The sequence below is a fragment of the Candidatus Thorarchaeota archaeon genome (assembly GCA_013388835.1).
GTDB lineage: Archaea > Asgardarchaeota > Thorarchaeia > Thorarchaeales > Thorarchaeaceae > JACAEL01.
This window is the reverse complement of record JACAEL010000040.1, coordinates 15192-34687: the sequence shown is the minus strand read 5'-3', so window position 1 is coordinate 34687 and position 19496 is coordinate 15192. Positions and strand designations below refer to the sequence as shown.

15 protein-coding genes and 1 pseudogene are annotated in these 19496 nt (G+C 54.8%); 6 read left to right on the top strand and 10 right to left on the bottom strand.

The features are described 5' to 3' along the window. The first annotated feature begins 18 nt into the window (after positions 1–18). Positions 19–1407 (top strand): hypothetical protein, encoded by a 1389-nt coding sequence (locus HXY34_07635; GenBank protein NWF96001.1) that lies wholly within the window; start codon positions 19–21, stop codon positions 1405–1407. Positions 1408–1580: 173 nt separating this feature from the next. Here HXY34_07635 and HXY34_07630 read toward each other — a convergent pair whose 3' ends face one another. Beyond that, positions 1581–2375, bottom strand: coding sequence for a hypothetical protein (locus tag HXY34_07630; GenBank protein ID NWF96000.1), 795 nt, complete (start codon positions 2373–2375; stop codon positions 1581–1583). Between the two features lie 136 nt (positions 2376–2511). Between HXY34_07630 and HXY34_07625 the strand changes: the two genes are divergently transcribed. Further along, positions 2512–4008 (top strand): hypothetical protein, encoded by a 1497-nt coding sequence (locus tag HXY34_07625; protein ID NWF95999.1) that lies wholly within the window; start codon positions 2512–2514, stop codon positions 4006–4008. Positions 4009–4075: 67 nt separating this feature from the next. Here HXY34_07625 and HXY34_07620 read toward each other — a convergent pair whose 3' ends face one another. Then, entirely contained in the window at positions 4076–5074 is a 999-nt protein-coding gene (locus HXY34_07620) for a hypothetical protein (GenBank protein NWF95998.1), read from the bottom strand. Between the two features lie 128 nt (positions 5075–5202). Here HXY34_07620 and HXY34_07615 point away from each other — a divergent pair, with 128 nt between their 5' ends. Continuing rightward, entirely contained in the window at positions 5203–5646 is a 444-nt protein-coding gene (locus tag HXY34_07615; protein NWF95997.1) for an Lrp/AsnC family transcriptional regulator, read from the top strand. Between the two features lie 79 nt (positions 5647–5725). Then, entirely contained in the window at positions 5726–6892 is a 1167-nt protein-coding gene (locus HXY34_07610; GenBank protein ID NWF95996.1) for a radical SAM protein, read from the top strand. 109 nt (positions 6893–7001) lie between these two features. Here the strand turns inward: HXY34_07610 and HXY34_07605 are convergent, their stop codons facing one another. The 4 genes from HXY34_07605 to HXY34_07590 all read right to left on the bottom strand — a co-directional run bounded on the left by HXY34_07605 (position 7002) and on the right by HXY34_07590 (position 10350). Then, entirely contained in the window at positions 7002–8069 is a 1068-nt protein-coding gene (locus HXY34_07605) for a hypothetical protein (GenBank protein ID NWF95995.1), read from the bottom strand. Positions 8070–8427: 358 nt separating this feature from the next. Continuing rightward, positions 8428–9108 (bottom strand): PRC-barrel domain-containing protein, encoded by a 681-nt coding sequence (locus HXY34_07600; protein ID NWF95994.1) that lies wholly within the window; start codon positions 9106–9108, stop codon positions 8428–8430. A gap of 133 nt (positions 9109–9241) precedes the next feature. Then, a complete protein-coding gene (locus HXY34_07595) occupies positions 9242–9646 on the bottom strand; it encodes a hypothetical protein (GenBank protein NWF95993.1) in 405 nt (134 codons plus the stop codon). Next, a complete protein-coding gene (locus tag HXY34_07590; GenBank protein NWF95992.1) occupies positions 9643–10350 on the bottom strand; it encodes a hypothetical protein in 708 nt (235 codons plus the stop codon). The genes HXY34_07595 and HXY34_07590 overlap by 4 nt, the downstream gene beginning before the upstream one ends. Positions 10351–10463: 113 nt before the next feature. Between HXY34_07590 and HXY34_07585 the strand changes: the two genes are divergently transcribed. Continuing rightward, entirely contained in the window at positions 10464–11120 is a 657-nt protein-coding gene (locus HXY34_07585; GenBank protein ID NWF95991.1) for a histidine phosphatase family protein, read from the top strand. 51 nt (positions 11121–11171) lie between these two features. On the opposite strand, the gene HXY34_07580 is transcribed toward HXY34_07585, so the two are convergent. The 4 genes and pseudogenes from HXY34_07580 to HXY34_07565 all read right to left on the bottom strand — a co-directional run bounded on the left by HXY34_07580 (position 11172) and on the right by HXY34_07565 (position 18027). After that, positions 11172–14702 (bottom strand): hypothetical protein, encoded by a 3531-nt coding sequence (locus HXY34_07580; protein NWF95990.1) that lies wholly within the window; start codon positions 14700–14702, stop codon positions 11172–11174. Between the two features lie 224 nt (positions 14703–14926). Then, positions 14927–15919: an MBL fold metallo-hydrolase gene (locus tag HXY34_07575; GenBank protein NWF95989.1), complete on the bottom strand. Its 993-nt coding sequence runs from the start codon at positions 15917–15919 to the stop codon at positions 14927–14929. 89 nt (positions 15920–16008) lie between these two features. Continuing rightward, positions 16009–16671: pseudogene (locus HXY34_07570) on the bottom strand (glycogen debranching protein). 3 nt (positions 16672–16674) lie between these two features. Next, entirely contained in the window at positions 16675–18027 is a 1353-nt protein-coding gene (locus HXY34_07565) for a glycogen debranching enzyme N-terminal domain-containing protein (GenBank protein NWF95988.1), read from the bottom strand. A 143-nt stretch (positions 18028–18170) separates the two neighbouring features. On the opposite strand from HXY34_07565, the gene HXY34_07560 reads away from it, so the two are divergent. After that, positions 18171–19415, top strand: a complete 1245-nt coding sequence (locus HXY34_07560; GenBank protein ID NWF95987.1) for a hypothetical protein — start codon at positions 18171–18173, stop codon at positions 19413–19415. The last annotated feature ends 81 nt before the right edge of the window (positions 19416–19496 follow it).

The following is a 19496-nucleotide window of genomic DNA, read 5'->3' as shown; positions in this document are numbered from 1 at the left end:
CGTATCAGGAGCGACAACTTGGTAAACGCCGACTTCTTTGACATAGACCCAATACAAGCGACACTCGAAGGCGCACATGCAGGAGTCCCTCTACTTGACGCGGTGGTGGGCAATCCCCCGTTCATTCGATATCATCGATTCAAAGGAGCTGCCCGGAAGAGGGCGCAACAGAGAGCAAGTGATGAAGGCGTCCAACTGAATGGGCTGAGCTCCTCATGGGCATCGTTCGTTGTGCACGCGGCGTCCTTTCTCAAATCTGGTGGCCGACTGGCCATGGTGGTGCCCGGGGAGATCATGCACACGTCGTACTCGATGCCAGTCCTCAGATTCCTCACTAGGACATTCCAAGACCTGTACCTCCTCTCCTTCAGGAAGAAGCTGTTCTCCGAGCTCTCTCAGGACACTGCCCTTTTGCTTGCCGAGCACAGGGGTCGTCCCTTCCGGTCGCTGAGGGTGGTGGACGTTGAGGATGTTGAGAAGCTCCCTCAACTCAGACTGAGTGGAACAGATGTTGACGTCAGGTCAATCCTCGACGGTAATGTTAGACTGATTGAGTACCTCTTGCCCACAGGTGTCCGAGATCTCTACTCCAAGCTCAAGGGACATCCGCGAGTGAAGCGGCTGAGGGACTTTGCCACTGTGGGAATAGGATACGTCACCGGCAACAATGACTTCTTCCACCTCACGAGAAGCGGAGTCCTAGAACATGGCATACCAGACGAGTTCCTCCGCAAGTGTGTCAGGAAGTCATCCCAGCTGGAGGGCGTACTCTTCACCGAAACGGACCTCCACGCGCTCATTGACTCGGGTTCCGCCAGCTACCTCCTGGACCTCAGCAGAGTATCAGAAGACATACCTGAACCGATAAGACGCTATCTCCAAAGGGGAGAGACGCAGGGGGTGCATGAGGCTTTCAAGTGTCGAGTGCGGAAGCCGTGGTGGAAGGTACCACACATCTACGAGTGCGACGGTCTCCTTACCTACCTAGGTGGGACCAGAATACGACTGGTGGCCAATGAGGCCCACGTCGTAGCACCCAATTCCCTCCACATCGTGAGACTGACTCGCTCTGATGAGCGGCTTATGAGAGCACTGGCCGTGACTTGGCTGTCAAGCCTGACCGCCCTCAGTACCGAGATCGAGGGGAGGAGTCTGGGCGGGGGTCTTCTCAAAATGGAGCCATCTGAGGCCGCTCGGACCCTTCTGGTGGCTCCGGATGCTGAGCTGGAAACACTGGCTGAGCTGGCTGAACAGGTTGACCAACTGGTGAGACATGGTCAGTGGGACCAGGCACAAGACCTTGTCGACAGTGTTGTACTCCAGAGGATTCTGCTGCTCGGTCACGGGCAGATTGAGCTACTACGACAAGGTACGCGCCTCCTGAGGCATCGAAGGATGAGCCGATAGGCAGTTCGCATCTCGATTGGGCTCTTCCTGCATCACCACAGAGCCGAGCCAATTCAGGCGAATGATCAGATAGTTCTATGCCATGGCCTGTGGAACGGGGCTTCCTAACTTCATGGTGGACTCGGTTGCTAGGGAAACTGGAGATAGTGTTCCAAGAGTGGTTCTGCAGTGTCCTACATTTCCTGTGACTTCGCACTCCGCCGGACAAAGCGAACGATGATGATGACGGCTGCAGCACAGAGCGCTGCCGCGGCGAACAGGGTCACCTCAGGCTGTGGACTGTTGGCCGGATTGAGTCTTTCTGCCAAGATGCCGAGAAGGGCCCAACCTCCCACACCTGCAAAGACATAGTCGTTTCTAGTAAACAGGACAAGGAGGTAGATGATGAGGGTCATGGTCAGCACGACGATGGTCCATCCGGCCTCTCCTATGGGTGCGGGATTGAACCCGGCTGAGACAAGACCAGTGGTGGTATTGACTATGGTAGCCGCGGTCACCCAGCCAGCCAGCATGCTCCACCCCACTGTCACAAAGAGGTGTTCTCGTAGCGACCGTTCTCTCAGGTTTATTCCTAGTCGGAGATATGCCGCCAGAGTTGTGAGCAGATAAGCGTACATCGCAGCGATGGCAGGCCAGATCAGTCCTGCGGCCCAGAGGATGAACCACACTGTTGTGGACAGCCATGAGAGGGGGAAGAAGGGACCGACCTCTTCAACATAAGGCATGTCGAGTTTCCGTTCTGCAGGCAGGTAGAGGTCTCTTGCCTGATAGAAGTAGAAGGCGGCCTGAAAGATGAATATGGGGCCCCATATCGCGAACGTGAATCCCGCAGGGCTCAAGAGCTTCGGGTAGGTGTCTGTAAACACCGATTCTGTTGCCTGAACTCCGCTGACTATGAATACGAGCCCACACAGAAGAGGAGTCAGGAGATTCGTGACCTGTAGAACGACCTTGCGCTGGAGACTCATGAGACACTCACACTATGATAGGTGTGCGCACTAGGGGATAAAGACATTGGGCTGTGACCTAGACAGGGCGCGGCGAATGACCCCAAGAGATATACCCCCGTAAGTACGAAAGAGTGGTAGCTGAGGTTGAAGAAAGATGAGCTCGACGCATCACAAGAATACATCCGAGGCGGCTCTGCAGAGGATGGAGAATCATCAGGCAAGGCTCACAGCGTACAATAGGCGAGTGGGACGGTTTCTTCTGTACCTGCTTCCGCTGGTGCTGGTGGCACTGACGGTCATTTCGGTGCTTCACATCACGGAGTCGCTTCTGCTCCTTTCTGCCTTTGTAGTGGTTCTAGTGATATTCGCAGTCAACACGCTCATTCTTGGACAGCTGGCCGCAAAGACGAAGGCTGCATTCACAGGGCGACTTGAACTGGAGCGTCAGAAGGGGCGCCCACTCGATAGTCTTCAGGGTTTCACATCAATCAAGAGCAATGTGAACAGGACCATCACCACAATCAGGAGCGTGTTCATCCTCGGTGTCCTAGTCTTCCTCCTCTATGCGGCATATGTGTATCTGGCATTGACGGGCAGTGACCAATCGAGCTGGGTGGCGGTACTCGGTCTTGGTCTCTCTCTGATATGCTTCGGCGCAGCACTACTGGTCAAGACAGTGAAAATCGATGTGACATCCATCGCGGGTCTATCTGACTTCTACAGGCCCTCATCTCACGAAGTCCTTCTTGATAACATATTCAGCGATGTCTTTCGGGGACACTTGGACCCAATCGCGCGTCTGAAATGGGATGAGTTCACTGAAGCGATTCGGCGTTGCCTAAGGAAGGAGTTCGTCGATGCGGTCCTAAGGGACGAGTCGGAGGAAAGCCCTGTGGCCCTAGCGCTGGAGAAGATCCTGTACCTCCATTACATGGAGTACAGTGGAGTGCTTACGCATCAACAGGTAATCGATGAACTCACCGAGTTCCTGAGTCTTGACACGGGGCAATACCACCCTGATGTGGGTACAGATGTTGGAGGAAGGAAATACTTCACTACTGACGATGTCTTCAAGGTGTTTCAACTGATCGAGTCAAACTCCCCGGCCCTGTTCGACCTCATCGACAGGCTGCAGCTTGAACTGGTTGACAATGCCGCCGTCATGGCTGAAGACCCCGTGTACGTCGATGCGGCAGCAGAGGAGGTCTGCAGGAAGGACGGAGAATGCAATCTCTTTCTCATCCTCTTCAACAATGCACCAGAGCCGAGAGACTATACCGTCAGGATCACCGTGGCAGGTCTCGAACCCAAAGAGCTCAGGGTGAGAGTGTCCGCTGAGGGACGAGGGCAGTTCAAGATACCATCTGAGTCCGTGCCACTGGTGAGTGACAGCAAAGTCGATGTGGCACACATACTCGCCACACTACTCAAGAATAGCGTCTCTCTCTGGCTGACCCTCGAACCTCGTGAGATAGGCACTCAGACGCTCCAGGTCTTTGTGGAAGACTCATCCGGAAGGGTAATCGAGGGCAAGACAATGCCTGTGACAATCATCCGCAACATCGAGTACCTGCTCAGGAGAGTCGCCTCGGCATTCTCAATAGTCGGTGGGTCCACAGCGCCTCTTCTTCGTCAGTTCATTGGATTCTAGCAAATGGTACCCGGAGGGGGTCCGTCTGCTCCTCAGAGAGCAGCCCCCTCCTCCTATGTGAGACCTATCAATTGGAGCGTGGGACGCCCGGGACCTTGGGGAATGGGGAACACTCCCAGATGTCACGGACCCCGCACACATACCGAGTCAGTCTCTCCAGCCCGATACCAAACCCGGCAGAGGGCGGGACACCCTCACGCAGCATGTCCATGTACCAGCCGTACCTGGCAGGGTCTTCTCCTGTCCTATTCATCTGAGAGATAACACCCTCCAGCGTGTGTTCCCTCTCGCCTCCGCTTGCAACCTCACCAAATCCCTCTGGTAGCAGAAGGTCCATCGTACGGAGTGTCCCAGGGTCACTTGGGTCCACGAGATAGTAGAAGCCCCTGGACCCCACCGGGTAGTCAGTGACCCAGAATGGAGTTGAGAACTGACTGGACAACACTCGCTCTGCATCCCATGGAATCTCCGATCCCCATTCAACCTCTGTACCTAGGCTCTCCAGAAGACCCAGCGCCCGCGAGTACGTAATCCTAGGAAGACGCATTGGTGAGGGAATCATGCTCCTGTTCAGGAACTCCAACTGAGCCGCGCACTCCCTCTTGATGGTCGCTGTCACTGATGAGAGTAATCGGTCTCCGAGATCCATGATGTCAGACATCGAGGTCTCAGCAGCCTCTAGGTCGACCTGATAGAACTCCGCCAGATGACGACCCGTGTCGCATACATCAACCGGCTCGATTCTCACGTTGGGTGAGAACGAGTACATCTTTGGAATGCTGCTTATTGCCATCTGCTTGTAGAGTATCATGCTGGTCATTACAACGTAGGGCTGTCCATAGAATGACACGGAGAGAGCCCTCGCCCCTCTCACACCCGGGTCAGTCACGGGTCCAATGATGGGCGCAAGGAACTCAGTGAACGACTCTCGGTCCAAGAAGTCACGGATTGCCCTGCAGATCCTGTGCTGCACATGGAGGATTGTTCTTGCTCGCTCTGTCCTGATAGTCCTGTAGCGCTCCCCAACTGCAGCTCGAATCCGCTCGTGATGTGATTCAGCCGGCACCGTACCGGCACAAAGGTCTGTCATGGTTAGTCGGCCCTTGACCCTTCAGTTAATCATTATGCCAACCTCATTGGCAGAATGACAGAGAATGCTAAGGGTTATAGCCTCATCTTGGCAGTCTGACAGTCATGCTCGACGAGGAAGACATGAGGATTCTAGAAGAGCTCAGACATGATGCGGGAAGACCCGTGAGGGCAATCGCATCGGAACTGGGAATGAGAAGGTCGACGGTGCAATACCGAATTGAGCGGATGAAGCAGCAGGGCATAATCAAGAGAATCGTCGCAGTTCCCAACTACTCTGTCATCGGACTCGGCGTCACCGCCATAGTCCTGGTGACCTACATGCCTCAGAAGATGAAGTCGCAGGAAGAGGTAGCGGCGGAGATTGCGGCCATCCAAGGTGTATCAGAGGTGCACATTGTTGCTGGTAGCTGGGACATAATACTCAAGGTCCGTGGCAACTCGCTTGAGGAGATAGGAAACCTCGTACTGAATCGGCTCAGGAAGATTCAAGGCGTGGGACAGACCGTCACCTGCGGATGCTTCTTCACACTGAAGGAAGAGCCCTGATGGGGGCTGGACGTCTCACATACATGAGTTCATTTGAAACCCGGGTCGACGGACGTACAGAAGACGGTGTGATTGTCTGATGGCATTCGAGTCAGGAGCACATGATGAGTACGCTGGGTTCGAGCAGGGACCCATCCGACCACCCAGTGAGGCGGGAAGCCTCCTCTTGAGACTGACTCGCAACTGTGCTTGGAACCGTTGTCTGTTCTGTCCGGTATACAAGGGGAGGCCACCATCTGTGAGGCCGCTAGACCACGTACTCCGGGACATTGACAGCATCAACAGACACATCCAGAAGTTGAAAGAGATTCAGCCAGACGTGCACAGTCCCGTTGACCGGCTTCTGGACGACTACTTGCGGAGTGTCGAAACTCTGGAACTCACATCATTTGATGCTGCCTACAAGTGGTACCTCAACGGCATGAAGACAGTCTTTCTGCAGGATGCAGACCCACTATCCGTCGGTCCAGATGTTGTGATTGAAGCGACGCGACACCTGCGGCACCTGTTTCCACAGACAGAGAGAGTGACAACCTACGCAAGGTCAAGCACTGTAGCAGCAATGAGCTCCACGGAGCTTGCGGCGCTAAAGGAGGCCGGACTGTCCAGAATCCATGTTGGGCTAGAGTCCGGTTCCGACAGAGTCCTCAAGATGATGAGAAAGGGTGCTTCCAAGACCATGCACATCGAGGCTGGGCGCAAGATCAGGGGCGCAGGCATGGAGTTGTCCGAATACGTGATGCCCGGTCTTGGAGGCAAGACTCTGTCCGACGAGCATGCGGACGAGACAGCAGACGCAGTGAACCGTATTGACCCGGACTTTGTGCGGCTGCGCACAGTAGCAGTCTCGGACAGAGCACCTTTGCACAGGCTTCGGATATCAGGCGAGTTCAGACCTATGAGTGACGTGGAAGTTGTGAGAGAGATAGGAAGGTTTGTGTCGGGACTCAGTGGTGTGACCAGTCATATTGTCAGTGACCACATACTTAACCTGCTCCCGGAGATAGAAGGAGTGCTTCCGCAAGACAAGAACCGAATACTGCGCGTGATCGACGAGTTTCTTGACCTAGACGAACGGGAGCAGGACACCTATCGCTTGGGTCGGAGGCTGGGCCTGATGTCATCGACTCGCGACCTCGACAACCAGCAGAGAGTGGCCGGCGTTCAGACGGCAAGAGAGGCCTACTCCATCACCGACGAGAACCTTGACTCAGTCTTGGACATCATAGTCATGGGATTCATATGAGGACACTCGCAAGGGACTGAGTCGGCCTCTGCCAGACAGGTGGCGCAATGATGTCAAGTCTGTCGTGGTCTGTCATCATTCACCATCGGCGGACGTCATCATGATGCGCTCACGAGCCCGCAGACTGCGGCACCTGTGTTAGGGCTTTGTGAGTCTTCAGCCGGAGAAAGTCGATGAAGTCGGACACTCCCACAGCGCACACAGGAAGCAGGAACATGTGCAGAGGCCATATGAAGCGCGCGTCGAAGTAGGCAAAGAACAGCCCCAGTACCACAAGTGGAGCGAAGGCCACCAGTCCTTGCAGCATCCACCTCAGTTGTGGCATCAGCGTCTGGGTCTTGTTCCGGCTGAAGTACAGAGCGACCAGCAACAGAAGGACAGGCCCAAGCCCGTCACGTAGATGGAGCGCGCAGTCATTCAGTCTCTCAAGAATACTCAGATGAAAGACCAGTGTCTGTGACACCTCATGGAATACGACCAAGCGATATGCAAGAGAGTACACGCCAGCTCCAACTAGAAGTGCAAGTGTCCTGACAGAAGGCCTGTGTAGCAGATAGAACACCAAGACCAGTATGACGGTCTCCTTGGTCAAGAGACCGACGAGAACACACAGAGCCACATATCGGTCCCTGTACTTGTTGGTGATCAGATACACGGCCAACACAAGGAAGAACATCTCAGAGGCATCTACAAGAGCAGCCAATGCGTACCGCCGAATGGGAAGGGTCAACGAGGACACGCAGAGGACTCCTGTGCTGGCCAAGACGGATTGACTGGAGTCAAGACACATCCTGTAGAGGACAGTGGCGTAGAGTGTTAGGAAGAACACATTGACAACGCCCATTGCGGTCTCAGCTGACAGGGGGATAGGCGCTGCAATTAGAGGCACCAGTACCCGGTAGGAGAAGGGTGCGTGTGGCCATGTGGTTGTGTGTCCTCGGAGGTATTCAATCATGGACACGTAGTTCAGTCCGTCTGGATACAGCCATCCGAAGCTTAGCGTCCCCAGGAGCAGATTGGAAGAGACGCTCACAACTAGACCAAGGATGAGCCTAACATTGTTAGAGTGAAAGAACAGTCGCAGTCGATACGTCAGGGACCTGTGCGGCTCGCTGTCCTTCACAGACGCGCCCTTCTGATGTCCCATGCTCGGTGTGGTTCCTTGTGGGTCTTGCATCGTGACTTTCCACCTCGTTGTGAGGAGATGGAGATAAAAGAGTGCCTAGTCCGCGTAGTGCCGTACTGGGCCGTGTTCAAGACATGCTGCGTGAGGTCACTGCTCGCCTCTGAGAAGACTCCAGCCGAACTCCACACCCCATCAGGATTGAATGTGTCACTTGGTAATTCGAGTAGTTGGGACAGTGCTTAGCAAATGTCGGACATCAGACACGTCATACGCGGCCTAGCTGAATCACAGATGCTCCCTCGAAGCGTCATTGCCAGCTGTCCGACAGGCCACTCAAGAGTGCGCTGACCATGGTGATTTGAAAGACTGTGGGGTGACCTCTGCGTCCGGGCAAAGGTCCCTAGAGTGTCTAGACGAATCCGCGGGGAGGAGCTCCAGTCAGACGCATCTGGACAGCGCGAATGTCTTCCTTGCCAGCTTCGTGTCGTGTCGCTACCTCTCGCTTATAGCGCTCGTACTCACTCTTGCAGGTGGCCTCCAGCTGGAACTTCGTCCACTTCAGTCTGATCTGCTTCTTGGTCAGAGACTCGACTGCCTCTTCAGGGACGAGCAGGTCAATGTCGGGCTGAGCACCAATCCTCTCGAGTGTCTCTTCCAGAAAGCCTCCACCCAGAACCAGCCAGATCTTGTCCTTGGTGTCGAACCAGATGTCTATCACGTTACCCACTTTCACATCATCGGAGTCAACTACCTTGGCCTTTGTCAATGCAGACATCTTCACGTCATCCGCATTCATTGCGCTCCTGTCGAGCATCGTGCGTAGGGAGGACCCTTCGACAGCAAGATGGATATCACTCTCGATGCGGTCGACGCAGTCAAGCTGAAACACCGGGTCGTCATCGGGCTTCAGACCTATGCGCTCCATGAACTCCTCTTTCTTGGAACCTGCAATGACAAGCGACTTGAGCTCCACCCTGTTTCCAGCGAGCTTCACAATGAAGTCGGCCACTCGACCAATCGGCTTGCCCGAACGGTCATATACGGTCTTGCTTCTCAGATCAGAGAACTTGACATTACAACACTGGAACACCACTATCGCTCCTGACAGTACGTGAAATGGACAACCGTCCCCGCATATATAAGGCTGCGTCCGTGTGCAAGGACGCAGCTATGCTATAGATGGCACAGCCCAGAATACATTCGCCGTATACACTTGGCAACACTCAGTAGACTTCTCGTGGGCTGCGAGTCAGGCGGTCCGGAAGGCTGCCTCCCTCTCCAACGACCTCCAGCTCGTGGTCGCGTCCGTGTCTGCCGCCATCTCTGCACAGAAAACCAGACTTGGTGATTCCTCTGGCCTGTCGCTCGGCGGCACGACGCACAATCATGCTCACATTGGGAGGGACGCTCATGATGAGACGTTTCTGCGACTCGTCAATCACGAGTAGAACAGAGTCATCGCTTGAGGTCCTTGTTGTCTCTTGGAACTGTGAAGTCGTCTGATTAAACTCGAGATAGATAGGCACTTCTGTGTAACCTCCAAGTGCAGTACGATGCTTGTAGACTCGGTATAAATATCCATCTGGAGTGTAGCCCTCTGGAACATTGGTGACTGGATGGTCTCTCAAAGGAGATGAGCGGTGCCACAATGCTCACACACTATGGCGGTGTCGAACTGACCCGGCGGGTTGAGGGGTGCATTGCAGTGTTGGCATCTCAGGTCCCGTATCTGCGAACGTTGTTCGGGAGGTATGTTGAGTCTGAAGACCTGTTGAGCAATCTCAGACCATGTCTTACCTGCTCGCTGTGCAGCATCGGACACCGCGGTCTTCTCTGATGGTGTCAGCGAAGCCAGTCCGACAGCTCGAAGCACTCCACCGATTGCAGCCCCGACTCCGCCTATCACTGAACCAATCTTGCCGATTATGGAGCCAGACTTGTAGGAGTGTACATCTTGGACCCAGATCTCAAGAAGCTCTTCGTCAGGATGCCCGGGAATCTGATACGCGCGAGCCCAGTCTTTCTTCTCCTTCCGAAGAGGCACAATGAGGTGCCCACAGCTTGGACACTTCATCTCCCACCCTTTTGGTGCGCTGAAGATACCGCCACCGACCTTCTTCTCTGCATGATTATACCAGCATCTCTTGTGGCCGATCTTTCCGCAGTTCGGGCACTGAAACAGGTGATACCTGTCAGGTTTGGCCCTTCTGGGACCACCAACGACGATCTCTACGTACGCTAGGTCGTCCATCGTATTGTTGAGAAGATAGCGGCCGCAGATGAAACACTGCTGACCGTCAAGGTGACGCATCTTGTCAGTTGTAACGCGCAATTGTCTTTCCTCAGCCACTCGATGGTGGCATTGACTATAAGGTTTTTACTCACGGACCTACATCCGATACATATTAGTGCGCATTGCGTGAGGAGCTCGGTCGAGGCTCAGAGATGTTCGAACTGGTGCAGAAGGGAGAACCACTTAAGGCACTGGGCCCAAGGACACAGGTCTACGTTGTCACGCATGCAGAACCAGACGACAACAACGGAGACCTCAGTGAGAGAGGAATAAATCAGGCAATCGAGCTGGCCCGTTCAAGAGTAATGCCCCTTCTCAACGCAGTCTTCGCCGAGGACAGGTGCGCAATCCAGACTGCGGCCGTCATAGCCAAGGAGTACGGCTTGAAGGTGGATAGCCGTTCCTGCCTGTCAGGAGTTTCTCTGAGAAGTTCATCGCCCGAACAGGTCTTGAAGTTCTGGAACTCGGATCAACCGCTCACTCCAAAGGGAGAGTCTCGTCAACAAGCCCGAAAGAGGATCGGCGAGTGTATCACGAAGATCGCAGAGTTGTATCGTGATGGGGTAGTTGCCATTGTGACGGACCCCGCAATGAGCGTGCTGTTCGACTCTCTTGTGGTCGGCCGCAGCCGCATTTGTGTGGATGTGGAAGACTGGCTCGAGATGGGCTTTGCGGCATGCGCCTGCTATGAATACGGAAAGCACGGGTGGTCGACCGTGATGCGCTTCGATAACAGTTACCTCAGTGAACCCACGGGAGTGATGGATACGCTCCCCTCCTCGTGGCGTGTCATACTTGGGGGACCATAAGAAAGGGAAAAGAAAGAGAGGAGAGGATGCCGAAGCACCCTCTCATTCAGACTAGTGTTTCCTGCGGACTGCTGCGCAGCCAAGGACCACGATGATAGCAATCGCTGCTACCAGAATGACAGCACCGTTTCCACCCGTAGTACCAGTAGTTGTCCCACCAGTGGTGGTTGTGTAGCTTGTCTGCATGGCGCTCGGATACGATATGAACACGGGGTCGCACAGAATCTCGTGGCCGCCCCAGTGCTCGTAACCGGCAGTCATGAAGAGCATCGAGGCCTCTATGGTCCAGTCGGTCACAGTGCTACCTGAGGAGGACTCGTACATCAGGCTGAAGGCACCGATTGGCGCGGTGGAGGAGCCCGATGTATAGACAGTGGTATGACCGTCGCCGCCGTATGTGTATGGCAGTCCACCCATCCTGACTTCCGCGTACGGCATGTCAGCGGCACCAAATGTGTAGTAGGACGCATTCAGGCTGGCGCTGTTCGGGTCCGTCACGACCGTTCCGTTAGCAGTGTACTGTGACCTTGTACCTGTGGCGAGCACCCCGAAGAAGTTCACAGCCAGACTGCGGTCCTCAAGTACTGAGTTGTCGAACTCCTCAAGAGTCCAGTTCCCGAAGGTCTGGTCTATCTTGCAGGATACAGCATGGTTCCACCTGGTCGGGTCATCAGGGTCGTACTGGACCATGTCCGTGGTGAAGCGAATGTCAAAGGACATCTGTGTCACCCTGGCATGCGTCACGGCATAGTCGAAGAGCTCCGGATTGAGACCGAGTGCTCCTTCAAACGACTCTCTAAAGTCCCATGCTCCTCGAAGGCCTTCAGAGTGCTCGACTCTGAGCGGATAGATTGTGACGTTGACACCCACAATGGAGATGCCGAATTCGACCGGTGTGTCAGGAGTCACTTGCACCAAGCCGGTCTGGTTTGTCGCACCAAACGGCTTGCGAAGGACAATGGAGTCCACTGAGTCGATGAGGACAAGATGTGTTACCTCTTCTGTCACGACATGCCCGTCCACTATGGCAAAGTCAGGTGCGCTGTCTGCGCCGTCCTCAAGAGTGTCGTTGAAGAGCAACAGTCCTGCGTATTTGGCTCTGAACATCGCCCATGTGGTTGAGGTCTCTGATATCGCAACACGGTACGTCTGCTCAGTCCCCCACGCGAACCATGTGTTTGTCCAGACATTGCTGTCCAGACCAGTGAGGGGAGTCAGATCGAGGACTCTGCTGGTGGTTGTCCAGGCGACATACCGATATCCCGGATTCGGTATACCGGCCGTCTCATTTGCCCACATCAAGGTGCGAATGGATGCGAGTTCCGAGTTGTTCACGGGGGTGAAGTCGGAGGCATGATACCAGTGGAAGGTCTCATTGGCCTCGAACTCGATTGTCATCTCGACAACGCCCATCCAGTTGGACGCATGATACTCATCGCCGTTGTTGCCCGGAGATGGATCGAGAACGTATGACACGATCATTCCCTCGACGCTCGTGTTGCCCCAGTCCTTCCAGTAGCCCGTGCGCATGACGAAGTACTGGTCTTCAGTCGTGAACTCATTGCCATCAAGGTCGATTGCACCGTCATCAGTGACAGTCCATGCCTCAGGCTCCCATGGGTCGAGACCACCCAGTATGAACCGGTTGGGAGTCCATAGCACTCTGCCATCTAGTGTCTCGACCACCGATGAACTGTTGTCGTCCCAGTTGTAGCTTGGGCCGATGACAGGATACAAGACCCAGTTGTTCTGACCCTCCAAGGACACATTCCACTGACCAAGCGCATGGAAACCGGAGATCAGATGGGCACTTGAAAAGACCATATCGGGAGCCTCGTCTTCAAAGGTGAGGACGAACCAAGCAGTCGAGTGCTGGGCTCCTACCACAAGTCCTGCATCATGAAGGGTTAGCCAGTCGTTGTGATACTCTGTGGTCCACGCAACCTCACCGTGTGTTGCCTTGTCGTATGTTATCGTGGTGACAGACACTGAGGAATCGAAAGTCTGGCTCTCGTAGAACAGAGTCATGTTGTAGTGGTACAGCTTCAACCAGTAATGAGTGGCATTCTCACCTCGGGACTGGCCCTCGACCCATAGCGTGACGTTGTCACGTCTGATGTGTACATAGAGTCCCGCCCAGTCATAACCTGAGTGTGTCATGTTGAAAGGAATGTAGGTCGTACCGTTGATCAAAGCACCAGGACCATAGATCTCGAGAGTCACATTCAGGATGTCGCCCTGCTCGACCCGGTGTACAATGACTCCATCACGCTTCACATAGCCTTCGATGAAACGGTCCATGAAAGCAAGGAGCACAGTGCTGTGGGAGACTATCTCAGGCCGTGGCACAAGTGCTTGGTCCTTCATGTCCTCAACCCTCCAGAAGAACGGGTCTGGTCGGATTGTTGCACCGACGGAAAGTGGATCTGGGTTCATGTCGGTCTTGTCAGTGTAGCAGCCGGTCCACGACACAGACGCCCCGCCGTTCAGGACCTCCGTTCCGGTGAGGACGTAGTAGTCGCTGATGTCTATCGTCTCGTTGATCAGAATGTCAAAGGATGGATACCACATCTGAGCGTCAATGCTCCAGTGCCAGCTGACATTGTCCAGGAAGCCAGCTGCAACCTCCGGGACTCCGCCATCGTAGATGAAGACGAGGAAAGGCGGTAGCTCAGTGAGGGTTGTCCACGATGTGCTTAGGCTGTAGGGATTGACCGGCAAGTGAATAATGTAGTCGCGGAAGTACGACTCATTCATCGTGATGTATGAGAACGGGATCACCACCTCGCCAAACTCGACGTTCGCTCGAATGTGGAAGACGAACTCATCCCAGAAGCCGACGTGATGCAGGAGGTTGCCGGACAGATCAGTGACCTCAGCGTAGTAGTACTCTGTGAGACCAAATGAACGAGGGTCGACATCGGTCTCAAGTCCGAGCGGGGGTGTCTCGAAACCCCGACCCACTGCAGCCAGCCAAGACGGTGACGAGGGCCGATTGAGTGTGTCGACGGCCTGCATCCCGGTCATCAGGATACGCGGACCTACGCTCAACGAATACGTGATGTGGAAGCTGACCTGGTGGTCCTGCACTCCCTCTCCGTAACTCGACTCTGCAACATCCAGATGCATGAAGTCGCTAGCGACCGGCTCTTCCGACCCTGGCGTGTATCGGAAAGCGAATGACTCCCACTTGTCAGCTGTGACATTGTAGCTCACTGCAAAGACAGGAGACCTTGGGAGCACTCCCTTCCCCCAGAACACGACCGCTTCAAGTCCGACATCCGGACCAAGGAAGCTCTTCGGGATTGTTATGTTCACTATGAACTCAGTGCCCACCTCAAGCCGATACTTGTTCTGACTGATGTCGGTGTTGTTGGCCTCGTAGTAGGCCACTGTGACTGGTTGTGGACCAAAGATCCACTGTGAGTTCTCATTGGTGTGTTCGAACTCCGTGAACTGGTTCACTTCCCGCCAACCGACCGTCACGAAGGGCTCCGATGACTGGGCACTTACCATTAGGGCACCGGTGGCCACGCTGGTCACTAGGAGTGCCACTATTGTCAGTGTGTCTGCTTTTCTCATGTCTGTTACCTCACATTGAGCAAGCCAGCCACCCAAGCCTCACCGGGCTGTACATCACTCTCTGTACCACTCTGTAAGTGCACGATTACCGGCAAGGTGTTCGGGCGTGAAGGATGCTCTGGGTTAATGTCCATCAAAGGGATACCTCATGTTCTCTGATGGAAATGGACCATTGGACTGCAAGGTATCATTAGACCCTAGTATATAATAAGGAGCTGGATGTATCATACAGTGTCTGGGAGTCTTGCTGTCAGCACGCCGGACTTGACTTCGAGCCGTGCCTGACCTCTGCGCTCAAGCACCTTCAGGATGTCATTTGTCTCGGCCAGAGCAAGTATCATCTGTCCGAATCCGTAGTCGCCATACAGCACTCGTGACATCTGATAGACACTCAGTGGGGTTGGTCGGAGTGCTTGTCTTGCCTGGTCAAACTTGCGTTCATAGTCGTCGATGAGCTCGTCTATTCGTGAGACAAGCCGACGTATGATGTCACGGTGTCCCGGCAGGACCGTGTAGCCGTCGAACTCACGAAGCCGCTCAAGCGAACGCAGGTACACGAGCATTGCGATGTCCTGAAATGAGTCAAAGTCAATGCTTGGATTCGAGCTGATGTCCGACAAGACATGGTCCCCACTGAAGAGCAGACCGTGTTCGCGGCTGACATAGCATGTTGACCCAAACGAGTGACCCGGAGTCCATACGGCCTCCAAGGGCCCAATCCCTGTGTTGAAGGACGTCCCGTCATTGATGCCGACCACACTCTCCAGAGACTCCCCCATGCCGCGGAAGTATCGGATGATCATGGATGGGGATGGCAGCATGAGACCACTCTGTGACACGCCCGACTCTCTAGCAACCCTCACATACGCGTCGGCCCTCGCTTCCATGTACGCATCGTAATCTGAGACTCGTTCAAGGTCACCCGTGTGAATGTATACCTGCGCGGGCGTCAGTCCCTCTGTCTTCTGGGCGGCCACAATCCTTGCGGCTTGACCGGCATGGTCTACATGGCCATGCGTGATGAGAATCTGTCGCACGTCCGCAACAGTATGTCCAGTCTGTGCCAAGTGATGCTGGAGAGCTTGCCATGACTCATCGCTCTTGAGACCGGTGTCCACAAGGGTGATTGGATCGCCATCAATCAAGTAGGCATTGACAGGGCCAACTGGCAGTCCTGTTGGGAGCGGTACACAGTGCACTTCTCTTGGCAGACTCATTCTCTCACGTCCCACCGCTCAGTGACTCGCGTTGTGGTCATCATCGATGTCATTCTTGTTCGTGTGTGCACCCCCGACAACCGTAAGCGTCACAGCTCCTCAAAGTACAGCCTGAGGAGCTCTGCGACACTTCGTGCTCTGGACACGCAGCCTCGGTCTCGATGAGGCTTACTTCCATCAAACATGTCAGAGATTGTGCCAAGGCATCCGCTTCGTATGGTGTTGAGGACCGGACGGAAGAAGTGTTCCTTCGCGTACGCCCGATTCTCTTCAGTCCGCCCGTGCACATTCAAGTACGCTGAGACATAGGGCCCAATCAACCACGGATGTACTGCTCCCTGGTGAACAGCTCCTGCCCGTGCCCGAGGACCGCCTGTCACTGCCCGCGCGAACCTCCGGTCCTTGGGCGAGAGGGTCCTCAGTCCGTAAGGAGTGAGCAGTTCGTCCGTCACCACCTTGAGTACCGCTTTCGCCCTGTCCTTGTCCAAGAGCTCAAAGGGAAGGCCGACAGCGAGAATCTGGTTTGGACGAATAGAGTCATCCTTCGCTTCGTCGGTCACCACATCGTAGAGACACTGCAGGTCCGGGTTCCAGAACACTTGGTTGAACGATTCACGAATCCACGAGGCGACCGCAGTGTATTCGTACGGGTCAGAGCCACGAGCCTCAAGCATCTCGCCGATCGCCATGAGTGAATTGTACCAGAGGGCATTGACCTCGACGCACTTCCCGACCCTCGGTGTCGCAACCCACCCCTAGATGCGCTCGTTCATCCATGAGACCTCGATGCCCTCGATTCCAGACCAGATCAACCCATCGTGGTCCTCGTGAATGTTGAATTTGGTTCCCAGTCTGAAGGCGGAGATGATTGACTCAACAGTCTCCCATATGAGACCCGACAGGAACTCCGTATCGCTCGTAGCACGAACGTAGTTCCTCAAAGCGAGGATGTACCACAGTGATGCGTCAACGCTGTCATACTCCGGTTGAATGCCTCGCTCTGGAAAGTCGTTGGCAACAAGACCATACCGAGAGTGCCGAGCATAGGTGGTCAGTATCTCGCGGGCATCCTGAAATCGACCGACGGACAAGGTGAGACCGGTCAGTGACAGCATGGCATCAAGACCGATGTCCTTCAGACTGTGGTACCCTGCAATCACAGAGCGTGCCTTCGATGTTGCTCGGTCCACTATGAACGAGTCAGCATTGAACACCAGCCACTCCATGTCCTCGTCTCGGGGCTTCTCAGTGAGAGAGAACGCCCTGTCGTTCAGCACCTTTCGCCGCCGCAACTCATCAAAGCGCAGCTTTGCAAAGTCTTTCACTGTCGCGTTAGTCAGTGTGCCCAGACTTCCCAGCAACTCCTTCTTGCCGGGACCCGCAGCAAACAGAAACGAGATGTAGTGAGAACCGGGCTTCAGTATGGTGTGAAAGACGCCCGGAATCCATAGCTGTTCGATACAAGGCAATCCTTCAGCTTGGTCCTCACGGTACACCTGTGGTTCGGTGACACGAATCTCCGAGGACATGAACTCCGCGTCGGGAGTGTAGACAATGGTCCATGGCGAGTTGCGCCTCTCATCGAAGGCAAGATAGGAGTGTTCATTGATGGTCTCGTACTCGGGCGTGAAGTCAAGGGTGGGAGGCCTTGCATGGAGGGGCCTGTTTGTGTGCAATGGAGTGACAGTAAAGACGGTCTCCTCAGTTGTGGACAACTCATAGTTCACCACTGTGATGTTCCTTCGGTATGCCATGAAGACGGTCTTGTGCATCGTCAAGCAATCGGTACCGTAGGTCATCTGAGGTAGTGGGTTCATCATGAAGCCCCTCAGCTGCCGATAGCCCCGGTGCGTAACACCTTTGGTCGTCTGCTCGGTGCTCAGGTTGCACTCGCCCTGAGAGGTCACCACCACCTCGTCAAGACGTGACACGGTGACCCATCTGTCGACTGGCGGGCTGAGTGAGCAGGCAAGAATACCATGATATCCACGCGTATTCAGGCCAACGATTGTTGAGGATGCGTAACCGCCCAGTCCATTGGTGTAGAGCCACTCAAACGTGACTGCGCGGTTGAGATTGAGGTCTGCATCCTCAAGTACTATTGGCATTGGAACAGCACCACTGGCAGCTGCAACGTGTCGCCTTCAGGGGACATTTGCACTTTAAGACTTGTGGCTAGCATTCGTACATACAGGCATCGTATTAAGCACGTCAGATGCGATGCTGGCCACGGCAAGGTGTGAGTACTGAAATGACCTCCCCCGACACGCGCATCGAGCCTGTAACAGGAGAAAGGGAGCGACTCGGCTTGACTCCGAACCTGTGGCGGCTCGCGATTGTGATCGGGATGGCCCAGTTCGCAATGAGCATCTGGACCTGGCGGTACGCCATATTCATCGAGCCGATTCTGACAGGCGAGTACCAGATGAGCCTCACCTTTGTCGCAGGCACAATGGCAGCTCTTATCGGCTATCTCGCGTCGGGCATGATATCGGATGTCATCGGCAGACGGAAGACAATGACCGTTGCCTTCGTGCCAATGATACTCGGTCTGGTCCTGACCTTCGCCATTCCGGTTTGGCCCTGGCTTCCCTTTGCCTATGCGCTGATCAGTCTTGGCTGGAGCTTCATACTCATCATATCGCGTGCCATGCCTGCAGATATCATTGCGGCAGAGAAGAGCATCAACCCAGCACGCAAGTTCACTATGGTCTTGATGCCAGCGTTCTTTGTCGACGGAGTGTGTCCGGTGACGGCAGGGGTCCTCATCACTCTCGGTCTTGACCCAGTCTACCTCATGCTGTTCGGAGCGGTCGGCGCCATGGTAGCCATGGCTGCCACACCTCTGGTCATCAAGGAGTCACTCTCGGTGGAGATTCGCACGGAGGCGAAGCAGGCAGGGGTCGTGTCGATTCGGGGTCTAGGCTTCAACTTCTGGGTTCTGGTCGCCGGCATGATGCCCTTCTATTTCACCTTTGGGATGGCAATACAGTACCTCGGTCCGCTCTGTGTCAACGAGTGGGCCGTAAGCGATGCGGTCTATGGAGCGACTTGGAGTGCATTCTCTCTAACAAGTGTGGTTGTCATGCACTCTGCCAGCGGCATCGCAGACCGGAACAAGTCTCGGGCACTCTTGGCGGCCGTCGTCTTGAACGGAGTGGTGTATCTCCTCTTCAGCTATGGATCGGGTTGGTTGGCAATGTTGCTCCTCAACGTCTTCTGGGCGTTCCCACTGATGCTCTGGATAGGGGCTGAGAGAAGCCTCATAGTGGAGGGGGTGGGAAGGGAGCGGCAGGGACGGGCACTTGGCACTTTCCAGCTTCTCATGTCATCCACCAACCTGCTTGCTCCTGTGGTGGGCCAGGCTGTGTACATGGCAAGCGGCAGCTATCGGTATCTATACGGTCTCTCCGGAGTCCTGAACATCCTCACGGTCACCGGTGTAGTCGCAGCCCTCAGAGTGCGAAGACCAGGAGCTACTGAAGGACACCCGTGACTGATAATGCCATAGCTCGGTCAACGCGAGGAACGTTATTATGTTTGGGCTTTTGTAGATTCAAGTAGATGACATGTGGAG